Here is a 25,432-nt window from a genome sequence, read left to right as displayed (position 1 = left end):
CCGCGATGATTGTCGCGCGCAAGAGTTTTGTTGAACTCTGATTGTCGCGCAGCGTCAATCAGCGACGGTTTTGGGTGTCGCGTGCGATGGTGGCCGTCCTGGACCGCGTTTTCGTTCGAGGGCGGTCCGTCTGCGATAGCTCTCGACGTTCATCTCGACGATGGTGGCGTGGTGAACGAGGCGATCGATAGCGGCGAGGGTCATGGCGGGATCCGGGAAGACCCTGTTCCATTCGCCGAATGGCTGATTGGCGGTGATCAGCATCGAGCGGCGCTCGTAGCGAGCGCTGATGAGTTCGAACAGCACGCTGGTCTCGGCCTGATCCTTGGTGACGTAAGCGAGATCATCTAGGATCAGGAGATCGAAGCGATCGAGACGATTGATGGCCGCCTCGAGGTTGAGCTCGCGTCGCGCCAGCTGGAGCTTCTGCACGAGATCGGTGGTCCGGGTGAAGAGGACGCGCCATCCGTTCTCGATGAGGGCCAGGCCGATCGCTGCCGCCAAGTGGCTCTTTCCGCCGCCGGGCGGGCCGAACAACAGCAAATTGGCGCCCTTGCCCAGCCAGCTGTCACCGGCGGCGAGCGCCATCACCTGCGCCTTTGAGATCATCGGCACGGCTTCGAAGTCGAAGCTGTCGAAGGTCTTTCCGGCGGGCAAACGTGCTTCGACAAGGTGTCGTTCGATCCGACGGCGGCCGCGTTCGGCGATCTCGTGCTCGGCGATGGTCGCGAGGAAGCGGCCGGCCGGCCAGCCTTCCTTGTCGGACTGTTCGGCAAATTGAGCCCACAGCACCTTGATGGCAGGCAGCCGGAGTTCATTGAGCAACAGATTGAGGCGCGCGGCATCAACCGTGTTCGTTACGCTCATGCGGCACCTCCGGTCTCGGCGGTACCGATGAGGCATTCGTAGGTCGCAAGCGGCACGAGCTGCACCACGACGTTCGGCAGGTTGGCGGGATCGGGGGCGAAGTGAGCACGTAGCCGGTTGAGGTCGGGCAGTCGGCCGGCGTCGAGGTCGGCGGTGAGCTGATCGGCGAGTTCGGCCTCGCAGCCGCGGTCATGAGCGAGCGCGAGGAGGTCGACCATGATCCGGCAGGCTTTTTTGTCCGGCAAGCGTTCGCGCAGGCGATCGAAGGTCTTCCGATAGGCATCGCGCGGGAACAGCCGATCTCGATAGACCAGATTGAGAAGCGCCATCGGCTTGCGCCGCAGGGAATGGATCACGTGCCGATAATCGACGACCTGGTCGTACTTGCCATTGGGATGCGGCCGCCCACGCGGCAGGGTGACGAGATGGGTGCCGCCGACGAACACGTCGAGACGATCGTCGTAAAGGCGCACCCGCAGCCGGTGACCGATCAGGCGCGATGGCACTGTGTAGAACACCTTGCGCAGGGTGAAGCCGCCGGACGATGTCACGCGGACGATCACCTCTTCGTAGTCGGAGGTGCGCCGATCGGGCAGCTCCTGCAACACCACGCGCTCGCTATCGATCCGCTTGGCGTTGCGGGCATTGCGGCGGCTGACGATCTCGTCGATGAAGCCGCGATAGGTGGCAAGATCGTCGAAGTCGACAGTTCCGCGCAGCAGCAAGGCATCCGCGATTGCTCGCTTGAGATGACCGTGGGGCCCTTCGATCGAACCATTCTCGTGAGCAACGCCTCGATTGTTCCGGGAAGGCCGCATGCCGTAGTGGTCACAAAGGGCCTCGTATCGCTGCGTCAGATCGTCCCGTGCATCGCGATCGAGATTGCAGAATGCGGCCGACAGACTGTCGGTCCGATGCTCCCGCGGCGCCCCACCGAGCGACCAGAGGGCATTCTGCAGGCCTTCCGCCAGGGCAACGAAGCTCTCGCCGCCAAGCACGACGTGGGCGTGCTCGAACCCGCAATAGGCCAAACGGAAGTGATAGAGACGATGATCCAACGGAGCACCCGCGATCGTAACACCCAGTTCGTCCATGTCTGTGAAGTCGGAGAGGCCGAGTTGGCCAGGCTCGTGGGTTTGGCGGAAGATCACCTCCTGCTCCTCGCCGTGGACCGCCCGCCATGCACGGATCCGACGTTCCAGGGTACGACGGATACCGCTGCCGAGATCCGGATGACGCCGTAGCATCTCCTCGAACACCGCCACCGGGCGTAAGCCAGGTGCCGCCTTCAGGATCGGGACGATCTCGGTCTCGAACACGTTGCTCAACGGGTCCGGTCGTCGCCGGCCGCGGGGAGCCTTCCTTTGCGATGGAAATCGGGGGTCTCTCTCGATCCGATAGGCGGTCGACGCACTGAATGACGCCTTGGCCGCCGCCACTGGCGGGCTATCGGTCTGACGGTACTTCATGTAGAGCCTCATCTGGTGATCTGTGATGTGTCGGCCGGGCAAGCGAGTGATTCCTCTTGGCGGAAGAACCACTTGCATAACCCCGCCGGCCGCGATCACCAGTCGGCGCGGTCCTCCTCGGGATCGCGCCGACGCTGGGCCCGTAACTCCGGTCGGGCTACGCCCTCCCTACGTCACGGGCCCAGCGAAACTCTCTCACCTTGATTGACGCTGCCTTCCATCCTGATTGCCGCGCGACAGACTACGTAACCCAAGGTACTGTCAGGCCGAACGGCATGAACTACGTGCAGGAGACATTCTCCTTCGCTTGGGATGGCGGTAACGCAACGCTGAATTTCGCAAGCCTCGACTCGAACTCGCCTTACGGCCCGGTCATCGGCGGCGTGTCGATCTCTGCCGTCCCCGAACCCTCAACTTGGGCTATGCTGATCCTTGGCTTCGCGGGCGTGGGCTTCATAGCATATCGACGCGGCAAGCTGATGCTGGCCTAAGATTGGCGATGGTGGGTACCTGCTTCGGGCGGTAAGCCAGCGCCGCCCTGACGATCGCGGTGGCGATTGCAGCTCTGGACCGGTAAGGGCCGTTGCCTCTTGAAGATCAGAGCCAGACGGTCTCTTCGCTAAATCAGATGGATAGACTTGACGGCGGCGCACCGTGGCTCGACATATTCGGAACATTGACCTGCCAAGCAGGTTTCTGCACCACGGTCGTTCCACTCAGTGGAAGGTGATGTCCGGGAGGACAAATCGACTCCCTAATGAACGGCCTCGGTTTGGAAAACCGAGGCCTCATTCCAGCAGCCTTGCGAGGCCGAGATGGAGCGCAAAGCGCAGGCCGAGCGCAGAAGCATCTATCCTCTGGGCACGATAATAGGCACATTGTGGGTATTTAGTTCTGGAACCATCCAGAAGGCGTCGTTGGCAAATCGGTTGAACAGTTCCGGCGGGAGAACTGTCTCTCGCTCTATCCAACTCACTTTGCGGCGCACTTTGTGCAAGTTGGGCGTTCCAATCCCCAGATCGAAATCGTCCGCTTCATATTCGACGTTCTCGAAATCATGCGCAAAGCGCCTCTCGCCTAGAAAATCGTAAATCTGATCTAGCGTTCTGCTCGGCTCTTTGCATAAGGCCTCGTAGCCAACCAGAATGAGACGACCAGCATTCTCGCCCCAAAAGGCCTCACGAAGCGCATCGATTGCAAACCCGACCAGGCCGTCGCTCGTAGCGAGACGGTTTACTCGCGTGTAGACGGTGTTTAACGATTCAAAGTTGAATATTCCGGATAGTTCGAACGCGTTCTGCCTGATGAGACGTTCGATGCTATCCATGATCCAAGGGACATGCCGAACGCAACATATGACCTTCGCCTCGGGAAACAACTTTACAAGGGTAGGCAGCTTCGAGCACCAAGCGCGGTTGGTATCGAGCACCATCTTACTGGGATGGACTGCGTGATAGTAGTTGTCGAAAATCCCCTTGAGTAGCTCTCGCTTTTGCGTTTCGTCAATAAAGACAGCCGCTTCGTTTCTTCGGCTCATGGCGCCCTGCAGCGCCATGAAAAGTGAACCTACAGGACTGCTCATTCCGGCATGTAGACGAGGATTTTGGCGGAGAATCGCCGCAAGCAACGTTGAGCCAGAGCGAGGCAGTCCCGAGATGAAGTGCACGCCATTCTGCATAAACTAAATTACCTCACTAAAGTTCAAGCAGGTCGAGACGCACGCCCCGCCTTGAGATTCCAGGACGAACCTTAGTTCGACGCAAAGCTGTCGCGGTCACTTCATCACGATACATGAGGCGCCGCGATAACATGGTTGTCGGCCAGCACATTCCAGAACGTGTTTGCCGTGTTGGGCTGAATGTCCGTCGTTACGCTACCGTTGTTCCAGCCAACTTGGGTGCCCGCCATGAGGGTAACCAGTTGGTTCGCATTGAACGCCGCCAAGGCGTTTCTCAGATCCTGACCGTTGATCAAGAGATCGCCGGACTGGGGCGGGCTGTGGATTGTATCAACGTACTGTAGCCAGGCATTCATCGTAGCCTTCTGAGGTGGCGTGGTGAAAGCCTGGGTAACGGTGTTGTAATCGTTTCCAATGCTCGTCGCACCTGTCTGCAAAATGCCGTCATGGTTGATGTCCACATTGGCAGACGTCGGAGCATACGTGAACGGCGACAGGCCTCTAAGCCAATCGACGGCCTCAGTAATGAGATCGTGGCCCGCTGGCTGGCCAGGGAATAAGCCTGGGTCAGCCTCTCCGGCGTCAATGTTGAGTTGCGCTCTGAGTGCCTGCTTCATCATCGATATGCGAACGTCAGGATTCGTATCGCTCGCATTGAGAAGTTGCTGCGCGGCAGCCCAAGGCACGGAGAGCGTCGTCTCACCATTGTCCTGAACGCCATCGCCGTTGGCATCGCCGAGCAGGATACCGACCGTCGCGCTGCCGGTCGCTGTGGCCGTCGCCGTGCCCGGCGAGCGGTCGCTCAGCGTCGTCGTGATGGTGTCCGTGCCGGCCGACGTATAGGTGTGGCTGCCGCTCACCGCGAAGCTGCCGTTCGCACCCGTCACCGTACCCGTCGTCGTCGTGCCGTCGCCCCAGTTGATGGTCGCAACCAGGTCGGAGGCCGGCGTCACCAGGTCCGTGTCGGTGAAGTTCGCAACCACCACGTTGCTCAGCGCCTGGTTCGTGTTCGTGCTCAGCGAGGTACCGCTGCCCGACAGGACATCGTGCTCGCCAACCACCACCGTACCCGTCGGCGTGATGTGGGCGCTGTCCGAGGTGCGCGTGATCGTCACGTTCAAGGGATCGCTGCCCTCATCCGCATAGGTGTGACCGCCCGTGCCGGCCGCCACCGTGAACGAGCCGTTCGCACCCGTCACCGTGCCCGCCGTCGTCGTGCCGTCGCCCCAGTTGATCGAGGCCGTGAACCCGCCCGCAGCATCCGTCGTGTTGCTGTCCGTGAACGTCGCAACCGACGTCCCCGCCGCAATCGCCACATGCTCCGTCGCAGACGTCAGCACAACCTGACCCGCCAGCGCCCCGCTCGTCACCGTCGCGCTGCCGGTCGCCGTCGCCGTCGCCGTGCCCGGCGAGCGGTCGCTCAGCGTCGTCGTGATGGTGTCCGTGCCGGCCGACGTATAGGTGTGGCTGCCGCTCACCGCGAAGCTGCCGTTCGCACCCGTCACCGTACCCGTCGTCGTCGTGCCGTCGCCCCAGTTGATGGTCGCAACCAGGTCGGAGGCCGGCGTCACCAGGTCAGTATCGGTGAAGTTCGCAACCACCACGTTGCTCAGCGCCTGGTTCGTGTTCGTGCTCAGCGAGGTGCCGCTGCCCGACAGGACATCGTGCTCGCCAACCACCACCGTACCCGTCGGGGTGATGTGGGCGCTGTCCGAAGTGCGCGTGATCGTCACGCTCAAGGGATCGCTGCCCTCATCCGCATAGGTGTGACCGCCCGTGCCGGCCGCCACCGTGAACGAGCCGTTCGCACCCGTCACCGTGCCCGCCGTCGTCGTGCCGTCGCCCCAGTTGATCGAGGCCGTGAACCCGCCTGCAACATCCGTGCTGTTGCTGTCCGTGAACGTCGCAACAGACGTCCCAGCCGCAATCGCCACATGTTCCGTCGCAGACGTCAGCACCACCTGACCCGCCAGCGCCCCGCTCGTCACCGTCGCGCTGCCGGTCGCTGTCGCCGTCGCCGTGCCCGGCGAGCGGTCGCTCAGCGTCGTCGTGATGGTGTCCGTGCCGGCCGACGTATAGGTGTGGCTGCCGCTCACGGCGAACGAGCCGTTCGCGCCCGTCACCGTACCCGTCGTCGTCGTGCCGTCGCCCCAGTTGATGGTCGCAACCAGGTCGGAGGCCGGCGTCACCAGGTCGGTATCGGTGAAGTTCGCGACCACCACGTTGCTCAGCGCCTGGTTCGTGTTCGTGCTCAGCGAGGTGCCGCTGCCCGACAGGACATCGTGCTCGCCAACCACCACCGTACCCGTCGGGGTGATGTGGGCGCTGTCCGAAGTGCGCGTGATCGTCACGCTCAAGGGATCGCTGCCCTCATCCGCATAGGTGTGACCGCCCGTGCCGGCCGCCACCGTGAACGAGCCGTTCGACCCGCTCACCGTGCCCGCCGTCGTCGTGCCGTCGCCCCAGTTGATCGAGGCCGTGAACCCGCCCGCAGCATCCGTCGTGTTGCTGTCCGTGAACGTCGCAACCGACGTTCCCGCCGCAATCGCCACATGCTCCGTCGCAGACGTCAGCACAACCTGACCTGCCAGCGCCCCGCCCGTCACCGTCGCGCTGCCGGTCGCTGTGGCCGTCGCCGTGCCCGGCGAGCGGTCGCTCAGCGTCGTCGTGATGGTGTCCGTGCCGGCCGACGTATAGGTGTGGCTGCCGCTCACCGCGAAGCTGCCGTTCGCGCCCGTCACCGTACCCGTCGTCGTCGTGCCGTCGCCCCAGTTGATGGTCGCAACCAGGTCGGAGGCCGGCGTCACCAGGTCCGTGTCGGTGAAGTTCGCAACCACCACGTTGCTCAGCGCCTGGTTCGTGTTCGTGCTCAGCGAGGTGCCACTGCCCGACAGGACATCGTGCTCGCCAACCACCACCGTGCCCGTCGGCGTGATGTGGGCGCTGTCCGAAGTGCGCGTGATCGTCACGCTCAAGGGATCGCTGCCCTCATCCGCATAGGTGTGACCGCCCGTGCCGGCCGCCACCGTGAACGAGCCGTTCGACCCGCTCACCGTGCCCGCCGTCGTCGTGCCGTCGCCCCAGTTGATCGAGGCCGTGAACCCGCCCGCAACATCCGTGCTGTTGCTGTCCGTGAACGTCGCAACAGACGTCCCAGCCGCAATCGCCACATGTTCCGTCGCAGACGTCAGCACCACCTGACCCGCCAGCGCCCCGCCCGTCACCGTCGCGCTGCCGGTCGCTGTCGCCGTCGCCGTGCCCGGCGAGCGGTCGCTCAGCGTCGTCGTGATGGTGTCCGTGCCGGCCGACGTATAGGTGTGGCTGCCGCTCACGGCGAACGAGCCGTTCGCGCCCGTCACCGTACCCGTCGTCGTCGTGCCGTCGCCCCAGTTGATGGTCGCAACCAGGTCGGAGGCCGGCGTCACCAGGTCGGTATCGGTGAAGTTCGCGACCACCACGTTGCTCAGCGCCTGGTTCGTGTTCGTGCTCAGCGAGGTGCCGCTGCCCGACAGGACATCGTGCTCGCCAACCACCACCGTACCCGTCGGGGTGATGTGGGCGCTGTCCGAAGTGCGCGTGATCGTCACGCTCAAGGGATCGCTGCCCTCATCCGCATAGGTGTGACCGCCCGTGCCGGCCGCCACCGTGAACGAGCCGTTCGACCCGCTCACCGTGCCCGCCGTCGTCGTGCCGTCGCCCCAGTTGATCGAGGCCGTGAACCCGCCCGCAGCATCCGTCGTGTTGCTGTCCGTGAACGTCGCAACCGACGTTCCCGCCGCAATCGCCACATGCTCCGTCGCAGACGTCAGCACAACCTGACCTGCCAGCGCCCCGCCCGTCACCGTCGCGCTGCCGGTCGCTGTGGCCGTCGCCGTGCCCGGCGAGCGGTCGCTCAGCGTCGTCGTGATGGTGTCCGTGCCGGCCGACGTATAGGTGTGGCTGCCGCTCACCGCGAAGCTGCCGTTCGCGCCCGTCACCGTACCCGTCGTCGTCGTGCCGTCGCCCCAGTTGATGGTCGCAACCAGGTCGGAGGCCGGCGTCACCAGGTCGGTATCGGTGAAGTTCGCGACCACCACGTTGCTCAGCGCCTGGTTCGTGTTCGTGCTCAGCGAGGTGCCGCTGCCCGACAGGACATCGTGCTCGCCAACCACCACCGTGCCCGTCGGGGTGATGTGGGCGCTGTCCGAAGTGCGCGTGATCGTCACGCTCAAGGGATCGCTGCCCTCATCCGCATAGGTGTGACCGCCCGTGCCGGCCGCCACCGTGAACGAGCCGTTCGCTCCCGTCACTGTGCCCGCCGTCGTCGTGCCGTCGCCCCAGTTGATCGAGGCCGTGAACCCGCCCGCAGCATCCGTCGTGTTGCTGTCCGTGAACGTCGCAACCGACGTCCCCGCTGCAATCGCCACATGCTCCGTCGCAGACGTCAGCACCACCTGACCCGCCAGGGGCGAGAACACGGAAACCGCGATATGGTGATCATCGCTGCCGCCGCGGCCGTCGCTGGTCGCAACGTCGATGCTTTCGCTACCAGCCGTATTATCCTGGAATGTAAGGGTCGAAAGGTCCGAATTGACCTGCGCAAGCGTCCCGGTGATCGTCAGATGATTGGTGTTCGATCCCGAAACTCCCGCTCCCGTAGCGGACAGTAATCCGTTGGTGTCGCTCAACACCACGGTAATGGTCTCGCTTGCACTACTGGCATCACCGTCGACGATGCTGATTCCGCTGAGCGGCGTGACAATTCCCTGTTGGATGGTTTGCGGCCCCGGAACCGTGGTTATCGGAGGCTGATTTCCTCCCGATGTACCGAGCAAGAATTCGGTGCCAAATCCGCTGCCAGAAGAGCTCGTAAACAAATCGTAGGAGAAGCTCAGTGTCTGCCCGGCCGCATTCGTAAATGTGCCGAGGTCAAGTGCATGATTGCTGAAGAAGGTTTGCGCAGACGCAAGCGTCGCGGCCGAGAACGCCGTGTGGAAGATCTGCGTGCCGTTTTCAGAGACACTGAAATCGAGCGACGTAAATCCCGTGCCGAATGTCTGCGATCCGAAGAATCCCGCAATCAAATGCCCCGAGAGGGACGTCGTGTTGATCGTCCATGTGACGGTGTTTCTATATTCCCGCGAACCGCTCGCGGTGGTCGAATAAGACGCACCCTCTGACGCCTCACCGAAGACAGTTCCGCCGCTGAAGGCCGTGTTCAGATTGTTGTTGCTCGCCAGGACCGACGAAACGAAGTTGGAGGCGGGCACTTCCGTCGCAAAACTATAGGAGTTGTTGGACTGACCATTGAAGCCGTCCACCGAGCCGAGCAGGGCTCGGCTGATTGCATTCGCAGCACTCCCAACTTGCGAGGAGGCAAATGCAGCGACGTTCGTCACCACGCCGCCGCCGCCCGTCGACGCGGTCGTGTCTGTGACTCCGGTACTGCCGGTTGCCGTGGAGTTCGCCAGCGCGAGCTGACCGTTCGCTGTCGTTGCGGACGCGTGGCCCGTGGCAGAGCCTTGAGTGCCACCAGTACCGCCTGTCGATGTCGCGCTCGCGGTTGCCGTATCTGCGGCACCGGACCCGGTCGCAATCGCCGATGCCGAGGCAGTGGCGCCGCCACCAGTCAGGCCGACGCCGCTATTGCCACCCGTTGCATGCGATGTGGCCGTCACGTGGGTCACACCCGTGAGCACGATCGATGACGTCGCCGTGCCACCCGTCGCGCCCGCCCCTCCGTTTCCGCCGGCTCCGCCGGAAGCGGTACTGGTGCCATTCAAAGTGGAGGCATGGATCGTGTTCGTCGTGTCATCAAATGTCAGACTTGAAGTTGCAGCACCGCCCAGGCCGCCGCTTCCGCCACTATATCCGCCACCGCCGGCGCCGCCCGTCGCGGTCTGGTAGAGTCTCAGATAGCCACCCGTGGTCGATCCGCTGGCAGCGTTGGTCAGCGTGCTGCTGCCGCCGGCCCCTCCCGTGGCGCCGCTGTAGCCGCGCCCACCATTACCGCCGGTTTGAATGACGACTGAGATGGCCGAGTGACCCGATGCCGTCGCGCTCGCGTTGCTCGGCACGCCGCCGGCACCGCCACTATGGCCCGCGCTGAAGCCCCGACCACCGGCGCCGCCGATCGCCCTGACATACGCATAGGCCCGTCCGCCGGTGGCGGACGCCTCCGTCGCTGCTGCGCTCGTGCCGGTGACGGCGCCGCCGGTACCACCATTACCGGCCGTACTACCAGAAGTTCCACCAGCGCCGCCTGTGCTATAGGCCAGCGCGTTGGTGGTTTCGGCGAGTGTCGTCGTGCTGGTTGCTGTCGAAGCTGACGCCGCCGTGCCGCCGGCGCCGCCATTTCCCGTGCCGTAGCCGCTGCCACCGGTCCCGCCGATTGCCCGCGCCGCAAAGCTGTTAGTGGAACCGATGTTATGCGAACCGGTCAGGACAAGCGTTGCCGATGCGGCGCCGCCCGAGGCACCATTGCCGCTGCCGGATTGGTTATTACCGCCGGACCCACCATAGGCGTGGCTCGTGCCGTCGAGGGTCGCCGCGGGCGTCGCATTGGTGTTGTCGTTGAACGTCAGGCTCGAGGTCGCGCTACCGCCCAGGCCGGGCGTGCCGCCCCTGCTGTATCCGCCGGCGCCGCCGGTCGCGGATTGGGACAATCCCAGCGTACCGGCCGAGGAGGCCGAGCCGCTGACCGCATTCGTCAAGGTAATGCTCTGTCCCGCGCCACCGTTCGCGCTGTTGTAGCCGCGGCCGCCAGCGCCGCCGGTTTCACTGGCAATGGCGTAGGCCGAGTGACCCGATGCCGTCGCGGTCGTATTGTTTGCAACGCCGCCCGCGCCACCGGAGTTGCCCGCACCGCTGCCGCCCGATCCGCCTCCTCCGGTTGAGTACGCGCTGGCGTGCGCAGCTTCGGTCGACGACGTCGTCGACGCGATCGCCGTTGCGCTCGCCGTGGATCCTGCGACGCCGTTGCCCACGGCCGAACCGGTGAGATTGCCGCCGGTGCCGCCGGTGGCGCGCGCCGTCGCATTCACGACATGCGCGCCTGTCAGGTTGATGGACGCGGTTGCCGCACCGCCGGCCTGCGAGCTTGCTCCAGCGCCGCCGCCGTTTCCGGCTCCGCCGCCCACGGACGTGCTGGTGCCCGTCAGCGTCGCCGCCGCCGTGGCGTTCGTCGTGTCGTTGAAGGTCAAGCTTGAGCTTGCCGCACCACCGGCCCCGGCTGCACCGGTCTGAGCGTAACCACCAACACCGCCGTTTGCGGTCTGGCGAAGCGTCAGATAACCACCTGTGGTCGATCCATGCGCCGCATTGGTCAGCGTGCTGCTGCCACCGGTCCCTGCCGTGGCGCCGCTGTAGCCGCGCCCACCATTACCGCCGGTTTGAATGACGACCGACACGGCCGAGTGCCCCGATGCCGTCGCGCTCGAGTTGCTCGGCACGCCGCCGGCACCGCCACTGTGGCCCGCGCCGAAGCCCCGGCCACCGGCGCCGCCAACCGCTCTGACATACGCATAGGCCCGTCCGCCGGTGGCGGACGCCTCCGTCGCTGTTGCGCTCGTGCCGGTGACGGCGCCGCCCGCACCACCATTGCCGGCCGTACTACCAGAAGTTCCACCAGCGCCGCCTGTGCTATAGGCCAAGGCGTTAGTGGTCTCGGCGAGTGTCGTCGTGCTGGTTGCTGTCGAAGCTGACGCCGCCGTACCGCCCGCCCCGCCATTTCCCGTGCCGTAGCCGCTGCCGCCCGTCCCGCCGATTGCCCGCGCCGCAAAGCTGCTGGTGGCGCCGATGTTATGGGAGCCGGTCAACGTCAGTGTTGCGCTTGCCGCGCCGCCCGAAACGCCATTGCCGTTGCCGGTTTGGGCCGCGCCACCTGTCCCGCCATAGGCGCGGCTCGTACCGTCGAGGGTCGCCGCGTGTGTTGCATTGGTATTGTCGTTGAACGTCAGGCTCGAGGTCGCGCTACCGCCGAGGCCGGGTGTTCCGCCTCTGCTGTATCCGCCGGCGCCGCCGCTCGCCGTCTGAGATAATCCCAACGTGCCCGTCGGTGAGGCCGAACCGCTGACCGCATTCGTCAGGCTGATGCTCTGTCCCGCGCCACCGTTCGCGCTGTTGTAGCCGCGGCCACCGGCTCCGCCGGTCTCACTGGCAACGGCGTAGGCCGAATGGCCGGATGCCGACGCGGTCGTGTTGTTTGCAATGCCGCCGATGCCCCCTGAGTTACCCGCGCCGCCTCCGCCTGATCCGCTTCCTCCTGTGGAATACGCGCTGGCGTGCGCAGCCTCGGTCGATGACGACGTGGTCGCTGTTGCCGTGGCACTCGCTGACGATCCAGCGGCGCCGTTGCCCACGGCCGAACCGGTGAGATTGCCGCCGGCACCGCCAGTGGCGCGAGCCGTCGCATACACGGAATGCGCGCCCGTCAGGTTGATCGAGGAGGTTGCCGTTCCAGCAATCGCCGAACTTGCCCCAGCGCCTCCACTACCTCCGGCTGCACCGCCCCCCGACGTGCTGTTACCCCTCAACGTCCCCGCCGCCGTGGCATTCGTCGTGTCATTGAAGGTCAGGCTCGAGCTTGCCGAACCACCTGCACCGGCAGCACCATATTGAGCGTATCCGCCGGCGCCGCCCGTCGCAGTCTGATTGAGAGTCAAATAACCACCTGTGGTTGAACCGCTGACCGCATTGGTCAGCGTGCTGCTGGCACCTGCTGCCGCCGAGGCACCGCCGTAGCCGCGGCCACCGGCACCGCCGGTTTGATCGGCGGTTGCCACCGCCGAGTGACCCGACGCCGTCGCAACAGTATTGCCAACCGCTCCGCCTGTTCCGCCGGCGTGCCCTGCTCCGCGTCCGGCTCCGCCCGTGCCGCCAATTTCAGCAGCGCGCGCGTAGGCCCGTCCGCCGATCGCCGCCGCCGACGTTGCCGTTACGCTGGCGCCAAGCGCAGCACCGCCCGCGCCACCATTTCCGCTGGTGCTGACCGAGTTTCCATTGCCTCCGGTCGCATTGGCACGCCCATCGATATTGTCGCTGCCATGCGTGATGCTGTTCACGAGCAAGGTAGATGTCGCCGTGCCACCCGCGCCGCCATTGCTCGTCCCATAGCCGCGGCCGCCGGTGCCGCCGGTGGCGTTGGCGCGACCATAAAGGCGGTGCGCGGCGGTCGCATTTACGTTAGATGTTGCAGCTCCGCCAGTCGCTCCGCCACCGAAGCCGTTGCCGCCGCTGGCGCCGTTTGCCGTGCTGTAAGTTTCGAGATATGAGGCCGGCGTCGCGCTCGCGCTGTTGTCGAACGTCAGACTCGATGTCCCGCTGCCGGCCGTTCCTCCAATTCCGGACGAACTGTAACCACCAGCTCCGCCTATGGCCGTCTGGGCCAGTCTCAATGTGCCTCCGGCTGCGGAGCCGCTGACCGCATTGGTCAGGGAGATGCTTTGTCCCGCGCCACCGCTAGCGCCACTGTTACCTTGGCCGCCGGCGCCGCCGGTCTCTGTGGCTGTCGCAGTGGCGGAAAATCCGGACGCAGTTGCCGTGGTGCTGCTCGCGATCCCTCCTGAACCGGCCGTGTTGCCTGCTCCCCGCGCGTCGCCGCCCACGCCGCCCCTGGAATTGGCGTTTGCGGTGGCCGTCTGGGTCGCGGATGTCGTTGTCGCCGACGCGGTCGCGCTCGCGCCGGCACCGGCGAGCCCGTTGCCAGTCGCTGTTCCGACCAGATCGCCGGCATTTCCGCCCGATGCGGTTGCGGATGCATTGACGTCGTGAATTCCCGTCAGGTTGATCGAAGCGTTACCGACGCCTCCAGCGCCAACGATTGCGCCGCTCACTCCGCGATTTCCGCCATTGCCGCCGTTGGCGACGGAATAGCCCGTCAAGGTGGAGGCATTGGTGGCATGTGCGGTGTCATCGAAGGTCAGACTCGAAGTCGCCGTACCACCGGCGCCGCCGAGACCGCCTGCGCTGTACCCGCCATTGCCGCCTGTCGTGGTCTGGTAAAGCCGTATTGCCCCGCCGTTTGCAATACCGCTTGTGGCATTGGTCAAAGAGCTGGCGGCGCCCGCACCACCCGCCGCGCCGGAGTAACCATTGCCGCCGCTTCCACCGATCTGTTGAGCTCTAACGTAAGCTGCGTGGCCCGAAGCAGTTGCGCTCGTGCCGCTGACCGCGCCGCCAGCTCCACCGGAGCTGCCAGCACCAGTGCCGCGACCGCCTGTGCCACCTGTTTCGCCTGCAGTGGCGTAGGCTCGACCGCCCGTGGCGCTGGTTTCCGTTGCGGTTGCGCTCGCACCGGTCGCAGAACCACCCACGCCTCCGTTTCCGGAACTGCCGGAAGCACCGCCTCCGGTCCCACCAGTCGCATAGGCTCGGACTGTAACGCTCTCACTTCCCGCCGTTGTGCTGGCGCCGATCGCGCTTGCATTTGCTGTCCCTCCAGCGCCGCCATTGGCGCTTCCGTACCCGCGGCCGCCGCTGCCGCCATAAGCGTGGGAGAGGGCCGAGCCGATGGCGTGAGCTCCGGTCAAATTGATCGTCGCCGTGCCGCTTCCGCCGAGCGCCCCGTTGCCAGCCTGTCCATTGCCGGCCGCGCCGCCACGCGCGGTGCTCTGTCCGTCAAATGTTGCGGCCGGCGTCACGTTGAGTGTGTCATTGAAGGTCAGGTTCGACGTCGCGTTGCCAGCTAGTCCACCTGTCCCGGCAGAACTCGCGCCGCCCGCGCCGCCGGTTGCGCTTTGCCTCAGGCCCAGATAGCTGCCACCACTCGAGCCGGTAACCGCATTCGTCAGCGTGACGTTCTGTCCCGTTCCGCCGCCCGCGCCGTTCAGACCGTTGCCACCAGCGCCACCGACCTCGGTTGCGCTCGCGAGCGCGGAGTGACCGGAGGCTGTCGCAGTCGTGTTGCTTGCCACTCCGCCAGCACCGCCAATATTGCCAGCGCCCGCCGCACCGCCGCCCCTGCCGCCGGTTGCGGTCGCGTAGGCGCGCGCGTACTCGGTAGTCGACGTCGTCGTTGCTGCGGCGGTCGCACTTGCCGCCCCGCCCGCAAGGCCATTGCCAACCGCAGTGCCGTACAGACTGCCGCTATCACCACCGGATGCGGTTGCCGTGGCGCGAACAGTGTGGGCTCCCGTCAGATTGATCGAGGAATTCGCGACGCCGCCCGCTCCGCCCGTGCCACCGAGGCCGTTCGCAGATCCACCGTTGCCGCCGTTTGCGGTGCTCGCTCCCGACAGCGTGGATGCCTTCGTGGCGTTGGCATCGGTGAAGGTGAGGCTCGACGTGGCGCTCCCCGCAGCACCGCCCGCGCCTCCCGCACTGTATCCACCATTTCCGCCCGTCGCGGTCTGGTTGAGGGCGAGATAACCGCCGGTCGTCGTGCCGCTCACCGCGTTTGTCAGCGAACTGTTGGCGCCAGCGCCACCTGCTGCGCCACTATAGCCGCGACCGCCGTTACCGCCGGTCTGACCAACCGTCGCGTAAGCCGAATGCCCCGATGCGGTTGCCGTCGTCCCGCTCGCAACGCCACCTGCACCGCCGGAATAACCAGCGCCGACCCCCGCCCCACCGGTGCCACCCGTAGAATAGGCCGAGGCGCGCGCTGACCCACCCGCGTTCGCGTTCGTAGACGAGGATGATGCTGTCGCAGTTCCTCCCGTGCCGCCGTTGGCGCCGTTGCCGTTCGGCACACCCGTTCCTGGCGTGCCCGCAGCGCCGCCGGCGCCGCCTGTTGCCCGCGCAGTGCTCGTGATCGAGCCGCCCGAGTTGACGGCCGTGGAGGCCGTCGACGTCGCGTTTCCACCGCTTCCGCCTGCGCCGGCATTGCCGCCAACGGCACCGCTACCGCCGTTTCCCCCTCTGCCACCGGCGCCGCCGGTCGCTTCTGCGGAATTCGTCGTGTCAACCGTACCGTTGTTGGTCGTCGTCTGGTTGCCACCGGGGCCGCCTGCCGTACCATTCGATCCCGAGCCCACACCGTTCGTGCCTGGTGTGCCGGCTGTACCCGTCAAATTGATATCGGACATGGCTGAACTCCCATAAATTCAGGAATGGCTCAGTTCAAAACACGACAGCATATTGAAGACGGTCAGAGCGAAGAAATCGCCTTAACCGCACGACGGAAGATGATGAGAAGATTGAAAGAAGGACGGCTTCAGGAGCAGAAGCTTCAGGAAAAAATAATATCCCACGCTAGCCTCTCCCCCAAAAGAAGGTACCACGTGTCGGAAATCAAAATAGCCAGCGGCAAAAGAATCGGCGCCGCCCCGTCACGGTCCGGCAATTTCAGTAACAACTTTAAAAATTAAAACACGCCAATCATTGACCTGGCAAGATCATAATTCACTTCGAATCCAAAATTTCATACCTCGCCCAGTACAGAGCCCGCGCGCACGACGGATGCAAAACGCTCTTGCAAGGACGCGATAATCGCAATTAGACTTCGTTTTAATATTATGTCTCCCATTTTCCCGGCACGTGTTTGAACGGTGGGAGGCTCGCACTTTTTTGAAATAGGACCGCGCCCCGATAGAGCGCCGTCGACTTTTTGCAACGCCCATTTGATTGGATTCGGTTATGACGATCGCACCGAATTTCGACGCAGATGCCGGCATGATGGCTCTCGTCGTTTTGCTTAGGCTTCACGGCGTCAGCGCCGACCCCGATCAGCTGAGCCATCGCTTTGCCCACCGCGCGCTTGGTACCCAGGAGATCCTGTTGGGCGCCAAAGAGCTCGGGCTGCGGGCACACTGTTACAAGACGAAATGGGTGAAGCTCTCGGCCACGCCGCTTCCCGGCATCGCAGTTCTTAAGGATGGCAAGTTCCTGATCCTCGCCAAGCTCGTGGGCGACAAGGCACTGGTCCAATCGCCGCTGTCGCCCCGCCCTATCCTGATGAACAGAGCTGAATTCGAGGCGATCTGGGACGGCAAAGTCATCCTGATGACACGGCGGGCGGGCCTCTCCGACCTCTCGCGCCGGTTCGGGATATCGTGGTTCCTGGCAGCACTGAATAAGTATCGACACATATTCGCGCGAGTCCTCGTCGCCTCGTTCTTCCTCCAGCTCTTTGCGCTTGTTTCGCCACTATTCTTTCAGATCGTCATCGACAAGGTGCTGGTCCACCGCAGCCTCGGGACACTCGACGTCCTCGTCATCGGCCTTGTCACCATCTCGCTGTTCGAAACGATTCTCGGCATCTTGAGAACCTATGTGTTCGCGCACACGACCAACCGCATCGACGTCGAATTGGGCGCACGGCTTTTCCGGCATCTCCTGGCGCTACCGATCTCCTATTTTCAGACACGACGGGTCGGCGATACAGTTGCACGCGTTCGCGAGCTCGAGAATATCCGCAACTTTCTCACGAGCTCGGCGCTCACCCTGGTCATCGACCTGTTTTTCACCCTCGTTTTCCTCGGCGTCATGTTCATCTACTCCCCCATGCTCACTTTCATGGTGATGGGGTCCTTCCCGCTCTATATCGCGATATCCGCGGTTGCCGCGCCGATGTTTCGCAGCAGGCTCGATGAAAAATTCCAGCGTGGCGCCGAAAATCAGGCGTTCCTGGTCGAAAGCGTCAACGGTGTCGAGACGCTCAAGTCTATGGCGGTCGAGCCCGAGATGCAGCGCAGATGGGAAGAGCAGCTGGCGGGATATGTCTCCGCGAGTTTTCGCGTGCTGAGCCTCGGCAATACAGCCAGCCAACTCACCCAGTTCGTCAACAAGATGGTGACCGCCGCCATTCTCTATTTCGGCGCCAAACTTGTCATCGATGGCACCTTGACGATCGGTGAACTCGTCGCCTTCAACATCATGTCAGGCCGGGTCGGCGCGCCGGTTCTTCGGCTTGCCCAGATTTGGCAGGATTTTCACCAGGCGAGGCTTTCTGTCGCGAGGCTGGGCGACATTCTAAATACGACGCCGGAACGGACCTACAGTTCAGGCCAGTCGGCACTTCCTCCAATTCGCGGCGAGATCGCCCTGGAGCACGTCACGTTTCGGTACAGGGTCGACGGACCGGAGATATTGCACGATATCAACTTATCGGTCGCAGCAGGCCAGGTGATCGGCATCGTCGGCTCATCGGGCTCGGGCAAGAGTACGCTCGCGAAATTGCTTCAACGATTATACGTGCCGGAGACCGGAAGAATCCTGGTGGACGGAATCGACCTTAGCGTCGTTGATCCTTCCTGGTTGCGCCGGCAGATTGGGGTTGTGCTCCAGGAGAACGTTCTGTTCAACTGCTCGGTGCGCGACAACATTGCACTTGCTGATCGCGCGATGCCTATCGAAAGGATCATAGCAGCCGCGCAGATCGCCGGCGCTCACGAGTTCATCCTCGAACTTCCAAATGGCTACGACACGATCATCGGAGAACGCGGAAGCACGATGTCAGGGGGGCAGCGGCAGCGGATAGCCATCGCTCGCGCCCTGGTGATGACACCACGGATCCTGATTTTCGATGAAGCGACCAGCTCTCTGGATTATGAAAGTGAGCGCGTCATCCAGCAAAATATGCCGCTGATCGCACGCGGGCGGACGGTTTTCATCATCGCTCACCGCCTGTCGACGGTGCGGCGATGCGACCGCATCATAGCGATTGATCGTGGCCGGATTGTAGAGGACGGCACTCACGACGAACTGGTGAATTCCGGCGGCCGCTACGCTTCCCTTCATCGCATTCAGGCAGGACTCCATGAAGTTCGCTGACGCAAACGGGCGCCCCGTCGCCGCACCTAGGACGCGCGGGAGGATCGAACGAGCATTCCTGCCCGCAGCTCTCGAGATCATCGAGTCTCCTCCACCTCCGCTTGCGGGTGCGATCGGTGGCACCATCATCGTGCTGTTCTGTCTGGCCCTTGCTTGGGCTTCCTTTGCCGCCGTCGATATTGTGGCCTCCGCCCCGGGCAGAGTCATACCCAGCGGCAGAACGAAGATCGTACAACCGTTCGAGACCGGCGTCGTCAGAGCAATCCACGTTCGGGACGGGCAACCCGTCAAGGCAGGCGAGCTCCTGATCGAGCTAGACCCCACGATCAACGCGGCAGAACGAGACCACCTGCAGGGCGACCTGTTCGCCGCAACGCTTGACGTTGCTCGCCTGTCGGCCTTACTGACTGACGATCCACTCGGCAGCTTCAGACCGCCGCCCAATGCGAGCGGGCCTCTTCTCGCCTCGCAACGTCAGTTGCTGAGCCAGCAAGCGGAAGAGCACCGGGCCAAACTCGCGTCACTGGACAGCCAGAAGGCTCAAAAGCAGGCGGAATTGAAGACGCTGCTCGAGACCGTTGCGAAACTCGACGCAACGCTTCCGATTCTGCAGCAGCGCGTGGAGATCAAGAGCACTTTGTACGCTCGCGAGGTGGGCTCCAAGGCGAACTATCTTGAAATCCTGCAGTCACTCACCGAGACGCAACATGAGCTCCTGGTTCAGAAGAGCCGGTCGCACGAGGCGGAGGCCGCCGTCGCCGCGATTACCGAGGCGAGGGCCCAGACGGCCGCCGAATTCAGACGGACCGTTTCGGCGGATCTGGTGGAAGCTCAACGCAAGGCGACCGGGCTCGGCGAGGACTTAATCAAGGCGACTCAAAGGACGCAGCTTCAGCAGCTCACCTCGCCAGTTGAGGGTACGGTCCAGCAGCTGTCCGTTCATACTCTTGGCGGCGTCGTCACGCCCGCTCAGGCCCTGCTCGTCGTCGTGCCAGCCGACAGTCGCCTCGAGATTGAAGCTCTGATCTCGAACAGGGATATCGGATTCATCCAGATCGGGCAGGAAGCCGAGATCAAGGTCGACACGTTCAACTTCACCCGTTACGGGCTGATGCATGGGCGCGTTCAGAGCGTCTCGCAAGATGCTATCACTCAGGACAGGCCGGCTGATCGATCGGGCGACCCGGCCTTCGGTGCGGCCGCAACCACCAGCGAGCCGAAAGGAAAGGAATTTCTTTATCAGGCGCGGATCTCTCTCGATCACAGCCAGATGCAGATCGACGATAGAACCGTGAATCTGTCGCCTGGGATGGCGGTCACTGTGGAAATCAAGACGGGCAAGCGCTCGGTGCTGAGCTACCTTCTGTCGCCGCTGCTGCGCTACAAGCAGGAAAGTCTGCGGGAGCGTTAGAAGTCAAACATCAACCGGCTCGCTGAACGAGAGTACGGATTGGGCTTGTCGCAGCAACGATATGGAAGTAACCTGTAGTAAATTTGATTTAAAATATAATCATTGGGAGCGCAACGTGTGGTTTAAATCGTTTGTCGTTGCCGCTGGCATCGCGGCTCTTGCAGTCGGCTCCACCGACGCTTTTGCGTCTGAATACCTGACGAATGGAAGCTTTGAGACCGGAGATTTCTCCGGATGGAATCTGGTCGGCGACCAGGGGCTGGTCTTCGTGGTAGACGGGACTGCAGTTCCGTATATCGGCGGCGGCGTCTCTCAAGGCGCTCAGCACGGATCATTTTACGTCTATGAGGGGCCGATGTTATCTGAGGCCACTCTGTCCCAGTCATTCGCCGATACGAGTGGTGCGACCCTGACTATCTCGGGATGGGTGACAGGTGACGGCTCTCAGCCGAGCGACGTACGCTTCCTATTTAATGGAATCGAGCTGGGTGCGATAAATCCTGTGCCGGATCAGCAATGGACGCAGTATGTTTTCTCAGCGGTTGCGACTGGAAACGACACGTTCTCGGTCGCATTCCGGAACGACAATTCGTTTGATGGATTGGATCACTTTTCCGTCTCCTCTGTCTCGGCCGTCCCTGAGCCCGGTACGTGGGCGCTGCTGCTGCTCGGCTTCGCAGGCCTAGGCGCTCTGCGTTACTACCGCATCCGCGCTTTGGCCGCTTAGGCTTTCGGATCTCTTTGCCATCAACCACATGAACTTATTCCAGACCTAAAAATATCCTTCTCTCTTTTTCTTCTCCATTGAGCTGACATCGTCCTTGTCAATCAGACGTCCCTGTCGTTCAGATAAGGCCGCACTCCCGGTCTCGTCGATGACTTCGCCGATCGTCTTTGCATGAGAGCGAACTGCAGCTGTGAGCGGATAGCAGCCCAGTGTACGAAATCGAACCCATTCCATCCGAGGCTGTTCCCCCTCGAGCAATGGCAGGCGATCATCGTCGACCATGATCAGTCGTCCCTCACGCTCCACGACGGGACGAAGCGCAGAGAAATAGAGCGAAACGATCGGGATGTTCTCTGCGCGGATGTATTCCCAGACGTCGAGTTCGGTCCAGTTCGATAGTGGGAAGACGCGCATCGTTTCACCGGGTTTCAGACGCGCGTTGAACAGGCGCCAAAGCTCGGGGCGCTGATTTCGGGGGTCCCAAAGATGACCCGGCGAGCGATGTGAAAAGATGCGTTCCTTCGCCCTGCTTTTCTCTTCGTCGCGTCGCGCGCCACCCAGCGCGGCATCGAAGCGATGTTCATCGAGGGCCTGGCGAAGCGCCTCCGTCTTCATAACCTGGGTGTGAACCGATGATCCGGACAAGACCGGCGAAATGTTTCGCTTCAAACCGTCCTGATTGACGTGAACTAGGAGATCGAGGCCCATGTCTCGGGCAGTCCGGTCACGAAACTCGATCATTTCCTTGAATTTCCAACCCGTGTCGATGTGGAGCAATCGAAAGGGCAGCTTCCCGGGCGCAAACGCTTTAACAGCCAGGCTCAACAACACGCTCGAGTCCTTGCCGATCGAATAGAGCATCACCGGATTGCGGAACTCGGCCACCGCCTCCCTGATGATGAAAATAGCTTCAGCTTCGAGAGCGCGAAGACGGCTATTCATGGCGAGGACCGGACTTTCCTGACAAATCGAAAATGCCGCGCCTGGCAAGTTCCGAGACCAAATGATCAGCAGCACCCTCGACTGTGAGTTCGTCGGTCCTGATCGTCACCTCAGCGTGCTCCGGCTGCTCATAGGCCTGACTGATCCCAGTGAAGTTCTTGATTTCCCCGTTGAGAGCACGCCGGTAGAGTCCCTTTGGATCGCGCTCGATGCAGGTTTCGAGCGGAGTATCGATGAAGACCTCGATGAACTCGTCAGGCATCAGCTCGCGCACCATCCGCCGGTCGGCGGCAAAGGGCGAAATAAAGGAGCAAAGCACGACGAGCCCGGCCTCGAGCATGAGCTTCGAAACCTCGCCTGCTCTTCGAATGTTTTCAATTCGGTCGGTTTCTGTAAATCCAAGATCCTTATTGATGCCGCCGCGCAGGCAATCGCCGTCGAGAAGGATCGTGTGAACGCCCATGGCGTTCAATTTTGCTTCGGTGGCGTTGGCAATGGTGGATTTTCCTGCGCCCGACAGGCCGGTCAACCAGAGAAGCGCGGGCCGGTGCCCCTTCAGATGCGCGCGAGCATCCTTGGTGACGAAAAGCGCAGGCGGCCGTATGGTCGTGGAGCGCGTCAACGGGTGGAGCACGATCCCTGCGGCGACCGTCATGTTGGTGGCGCGGTCGATGAGGATGAGACCGCCCATAGTCGCATTATCAGCATAACTGTCGAAGACCAGGGGAGCTGCCGTGATCAGGTTACAAACGCCAATCTCATTTGTGCGCAGATCCTTGGCTGCCTCGTGCGCCATGGTCTGCACATCGACACGATACTTGATCGCCGTTATCGAAACTCCAACGGTGCGCGTTCCCTGCTTCAACAGGTACGACCGGCCGGGGTGGAGCGTCTCGTCTCCCAGCCAAACAATCTGGGCGACAAATTGCGAGCCGACGTGAGGCTGATCGAACGGAGCGGCCGCGACGTCACCGCGAGCCACGTCGACGTGATCGGAAAGTGTGAGGGTCACCGCCTCGCGCGCCTCTGCTCGGCCAACGGGCCTTCCTGCCGAGCTGATCTCCTTAATGGAAGTGATGCGTCCCGAAGGAAGCAGAACAATCTTGTCGCCGATCGCTATCTGTCCGGAGGCGATCGTTCCGGCAACCCCGCGCGGGCCTCCATCGGATCTTACGATGAGCTGGACAGGCATCCGAAAGCCGATCGCTGCTTTCTCGAGTACTTCGGTTCGCGCAAGATGCTGCAGCAGAGACGGACCCTCATACCACTTCATCCGCGAACTGCGCGTCGACACGTTGTCCCCCAACAACGCGGACACCGGAATCATCGCCACATCTGAAAACTGCAGGAGCTCCGCAAGCTTGGCAAAATCAGCACAGATGCTCTGAAACACCTGTGCATCGAAGTTGACGAGATCAATCTTGTTCACCGCCAAAACGACATGCCGTATTCCCATGATCGAAACGATATGAGCGTGGCGAAATGTCTGAGATGTCAGGCCGTTCCGGGCATCGACCAGCAAAATTGCGAGATCTGACGTGGAGGCCCCCGTAATCATGTTGCGCACGTATTGCTCGTGCCCAGGAGTGTCGGCGACAATAAAGTGTCGATCTGCAGCCCTGAAATACCGGTAGGCGACGTCGATGGTTATGCCTTGCTCTCGCTCCGGCTCGAGCCCGTCCAGGAGCAATGAGTAGTCAACCACCGCATCGGCTCCGATCGGAAGTGCGGCCAGCTCGTCGTCCGGGATCTGCCTCTGTTCGTAGAGAAGTCGACCAATCAGCGTAGACTTTCCGTCGTCGACAGATCCGCAAGTTAAAATCTTGAGAACACGTTGGTCAGCGGCCAATTTATTTACTAACCCGATTGGAACTGCACGACACGCGCCGAACACGCCGTTTTCGTCAATCCGTTTACATCCGTAGAACCGCAGATGCGCCGATTGAGATGAGTAAATCACCAAGAGGAAAACTGCTCAGAGCCCCACGAACGTCTTCTCGCCTTGCGCAAGCCGTCAAGTTAATTGATCGGCTAGCTTTCCTCGAGACCACATTCCAACGTCTGGACTGCTCCAACAACGAACGATTGTACGAAAAAGTCTAGACGCAACTTGAAACCTTGGCAAGTTCCGGGTGTCGTCGAGCAACGCTCTCCGGCGACATTAGGCCGACCGCAGCAGCCGCCGTTCCTGAAACCTTTTAGGTGCGCCATATGCCCAGGGCTTTCTGGGTCGGGTGCTGTCAGCCCATGCGCCGATGCCGAGTAACTCGATGAAGACTCCCAAGCGTCGGCTACCGCCCTCTAAAGCGAAGCTTGCCTGCGCCTCCAAATCCGCGGTCTTGGCTTTGCTCGGCATGTCCTTCAGAGAAAAACATTAGCGTCGTCATGACGGCGGGAGAGCTGATGGCAGCAAAGTTCTGTCTATAGTCAGAGGGAGGGGCGACGAGATGTGCGAGCGTTCGCTTCATCGGTCGCTCCTAAGCGTTAGACGCCATACAGCCGCGTGGCTGGCCGTGATGAGATCGCCCGTCTTCGCCGCATGTGCGGTCGTTGTATTCGTGCTGTTTAGCAAAACAGAGTGCAAGCGGACATCGTCACCGACACTGCCTTCGTCAACCGCGTCTATGGTGACCTACTGAGCCGGCCTGCCGATCCGGCCGGTCTGTCGGCCAGCCTAAATGCCATCGCAACGAATAACGTCCAGCCCTGGCTCGGAACGTGCTGGGCTCGCTCGAATACCGAGCTGACCTCGTTGACGCGTCTTAAAGACGCTGCTGCTGCGCGCACCGACCGGCAGCGAGCAGCTTCCCCATATCGGCCTCTTCGCCAGCGTCACCGAGGAACGGGCGGAGGAATTATTGGGCAACTTTGAGTACGAGCACGCGGGGGGCGGTAGCACCAATTCCTGTTTCGTGCAGGCCATGTTCAGGACTTTTGCATCGACGGCCGGGTGGTCTGTAAACGCTTCCCGCACTGATCGCTGGAGGGGCCACCCGCGAGCAGGCGATCTCCGTGACCTTAGCCTGGTCCGAGTAGCACCAGGATCTTCTCAACACCTAATATGAGCGCTTCCTCAGACCGCCAGTTGACGCGGGCGTTGCCGCCGTCTGGCGCCAGAAAATTTAAACGGACCCAAACGTCGACAAGGTATATTTGTCAGCTTACTCCAGACATGTGCCGGGCAAAAATCGTATCATTCCGCGCAACAAAGTGGACGCCCTGCCCGTAGCTCCAGCGGGTCATGCGTGACACTGGACTAGCTTTCTATGTCCGCCCGTCCGATTGCCTGAATACGCCACTTCATTTGTCGCTGACTTTGTCGAATGCAAAACCGACCATCCCCGACCGGAAGTCGCAGGACAGAGGTTGGCTTGTTGCTACAGCACTGCTGAAATTCGCTCGGCAAGCCAGGCGCGTAAATGTAGAGCCGACTGTAGATGGGATCTACGGACAGCACCAAGTCGATGAATTGAAGATTGCGCGGTAACTTGCCGCTGAGATCCCAGAGCCGATCACCGGGCTGGCAGGCGAGCACCAAGGCAAGCAGCAACTTTTCCATATCGAAATTCCCCTCACTCGGCGGAAAGCGCGCAAGGCGAGAGTTACCAAATCAAGCCAAGGCTTGCATGGAATTCAAGCAACCTGGC

11 protein-coding genes and 1 pseudogene are annotated in these 25,432 nt (G+C 62.4%); 5 read left to right on the top strand and 7 right to left on the bottom strand.

What is annotated here, in order from left to right; genetic code table 11:
- Window positions 1-54: 54 nt before the first annotated feature.
- Together istB and istA are read right to left on the bottom strand one after the other, a co-directional pair.
- A complete protein-coding gene (gene istB, locus X265_RS12870) occupies window positions 55-867 on the bottom strand; it encodes an IS21-like element helper ATPase IstB (RefSeq protein ID WP_208764263.1) in 813 nt (270 codons plus the stop codon).
- Complete coding sequence (gene istA / locus X265_RS12865) at window positions 864-2,378, bottom strand: IS21 family transposase (RefSeq protein ID WP_430648578.1); 1,515 nt, start codon at window positions 2,376-2,378, stop codon at window positions 864-866. The genes istB and istA overlap by 4 nt, the downstream gene beginning before the upstream one ends.
- A gap of 350 nt (window positions 2,379-2,728) precedes the next feature.
- On the opposite strand from istA, the pseudogene X265_RS42260 reads away from it, so the two are divergent.
- Window positions 2,729-2,827, top strand: a pseudogene (locus X265_RS42260) (PEPxxWA-CTERM sorting domain-containing protein); the annotation flags it as partial.
- Window positions 2,828-3,186: 359 nt separating this feature from the next.
- Here X265_RS42260 and X265_RS12855 read toward each other — a convergent pair.
- Together X265_RS12855 and X265_RS12850 are read right to left on the bottom strand one after the other, a co-directional pair.
- Window positions 3,187-4,014 carry a sulfotransferase family protein gene (locus tag X265_RS12855; RefSeq protein WP_128965149.1) on the bottom strand — a complete coding sequence of 276 codons (828 nt, stop codon included), beginning with the start codon at window positions 4,012-4,014 and terminating at the stop codon, window positions 3,187-3,189.
- A 104-nt stretch (window positions 4,015-4,118) separates the two neighbouring features.
- Window positions 4,119-16,019: a beta strand repeat-containing protein gene (locus X265_RS12850; RefSeq protein WP_164938552.1), complete on the bottom strand. Its 11,901-nt coding sequence runs from the start codon at window positions 16,017-16,019 to the stop codon at window positions 4,119-4,121.
- 24 nt (window positions 16,020-16,043) lie between these two features.
- On the opposite strand from X265_RS12850, the gene X265_RS12840 reads away from it, so the two are divergent.
- The 4 genes from X265_RS12840 (at window position 16,044) to X265_RS12825 (ending at window position 20,843) form a co-directional block, all read left to right on the top strand.
- Entirely contained in the window at window positions 16,044-16,301 is a 258-nt protein-coding gene (locus X265_RS12840) for a hypothetical protein (protein WP_128965147.1), read from the top strand.
- 268 nt (window positions 16,302-16,569) lie between these two features.
- Window positions 16,570-18,705 (top strand): type I secretion system permease/ATPase, encoded by a 2,136-nt coding sequence (locus tag X265_RS12835; protein WP_128965146.1) that lies wholly within the window; start codon window positions 16,570-16,572, stop codon window positions 18,703-18,705.
- Window positions 18,692-20,116: an HlyD family type I secretion periplasmic adaptor subunit gene (locus X265_RS12830; protein WP_128965145.1), complete on the top strand. Its 1,425-nt coding sequence runs from the start codon at window positions 18,692-18,694 to the stop codon at window positions 20,114-20,116. Before X265_RS12835 ends, X265_RS12830 begins: the two co-directional genes overlap by 14 nt.
- A gap of 61 nt (window positions 20,117-20,177) precedes the next feature.
- Window positions 20,178-20,843 (top strand): PEP-CTERM sorting domain-containing protein, encoded by a 666-nt coding sequence (locus X265_RS12825; protein WP_128965144.1) that lies wholly within the window; start codon window positions 20,178-20,180, stop codon window positions 20,841-20,843.
- 45 nt (window positions 20,844-20,888) lie between these two features.
- Here X265_RS12825 and cysD read toward each other — a convergent pair whose 3' ends face one another.
- The 3 genes from cysD to X265_RS12810 form a co-directional block, all read right to left on the bottom strand.
- Window positions 20,889-21,785, bottom strand: a complete 897-nt coding sequence (gene cysD / locus X265_RS12820; protein WP_128965143.1) for a sulfate adenylyltransferase subunit CysD — start codon at window positions 21,783-21,785, stop codon at window positions 20,889-20,891.
- Window positions 21,778-23,745 carry an adenylyl-sulfate kinase gene (gene cysC, locus X265_RS12815; RefSeq protein WP_244659507.1) on the bottom strand — a complete coding sequence of 656 codons (1,968 nt, stop codon included), beginning with the start codon at window positions 23,743-23,745 and terminating at the stop codon, window positions 21,778-21,780. The genes cysD and cysC overlap by 8 nt, the downstream gene beginning before the upstream one ends.
- 1,296 nt (window positions 23,746-25,041) lie before the next feature.
- Window positions 25,042-25,344, bottom strand: a complete 303-nt coding sequence (locus X265_RS12810) for a hypothetical protein (protein WP_128965142.1) — start codon at window positions 25,342-25,344, stop codon at window positions 25,042-25,044.
- Window positions 25,345-25,432: the final 88 nt, after the last annotated feature.

Source organism: Bradyrhizobium guangdongense, assembly GCF_004114975.1.
Lineage (GTDB): Bacteria > Pseudomonadota > Alphaproteobacteria > Rhizobiales > Xanthobacteraceae > Bradyrhizobium > Bradyrhizobium guangdongense.
This window is presented reverse-complemented; position numbering and strand designations above follow the sequence as displayed.

Bases quoted from the DNA above. Each gene is read 5' to 3' on its own strand.
- X265_RS12855 (WP_128965149.1), bottom strand. From the start codon at position 4,014: ATGCAGAATGGCGTGCACTTCATCTCGGGACTGCCTCGCTCTGGCTCA.
- X265_RS12840 (WP_128965147.1), top strand. From the start codon at position 16,044: ATGGCTCAGTTCAAAACACGACAGCATATTGAAGACGGTCAGAGCGAA.
- X265_RS12810 (WP_128965142.1), bottom strand. From the start codon at position 25,344: ATGGAAAAGTTGCTGCTTGCCTTGGTGCTCGCCTGCCAGCCCGGTGAT.
- cysD (WP_128965143.1), bottom strand. From the start codon at position 21,785: ATGAATAGCCGTCTTCGCGCTCTCGAAGCTGAAGCTATTTTCATCATC.
- X265_RS12830 (WP_128965145.1), top strand. From the start codon at position 18,692: ATGAAGTTCGCTGACGCAAACGGGCGCCCCGTCGCCGCACCTAGGACG.
- X265_RS12825 (WP_128965144.1), top strand. From the start codon at position 20,178: ATGGAAGTAACCTGTAGTAAATTTGATTTAAAATATAATCATTGGGAG.
- X265_RS12850 (WP_164938552.1), bottom strand. From the start codon at position 16,019: ATGTCCGATATCAATTTGACGGGTACAGCCGGCACACCAGGCACGAAC.
- istB (WP_208764263.1), bottom strand. From the start codon at position 867: ATGAGCGTAACGAACACGGTTGATGCCGCGCGCCTCAATCTGTTGCTC.
- X265_RS12835 (WP_128965146.1), top strand. From the start codon at position 16,570: ATGACGATCGCACCGAATTTCGACGCAGATGCCGGCATGATGGCTCTC.